The 213-nt window shown below is 65.3% G+C and carries 1 pseudogene; it reads right to left on the reverse strand.

The features are described 5' to 3' along the window. Nucleotides 1-213: pseudogene (locus ADK54_RS20925) on the reverse strand (thiamine pyrophosphate-binding protein); the annotation flags it as partial.

The following is a 213-nucleotide window of genomic DNA, read 5'->3' on the forward strand; positions in this document are numbered from 1 at the left end:
CGGCGGCCACGAGAACGTGGTCTGCGCCTGCAACGCGTCCTTGGCGATGTCCACCAGGACCGGGCCCGGACGGCCGGTCGAAGCGATGTGGAACGCCTCCGCGATCGTCCGCGGAATGTCCTCGGCCTTCGTCACCAGGAAGTTGTGCTTGGTGATCGGCATCGTGATACCCACGATGTCCGCCTCCTGGAAGGCATCCGTACCGATCGCCTT

It is taken from the genome of Streptomyces sp. WM6378 (assembly GCF_001279695.1).
GTDB lineage: Bacteria > Actinomycetota > Actinomycetes > Streptomycetales > Streptomycetaceae > Streptomyces.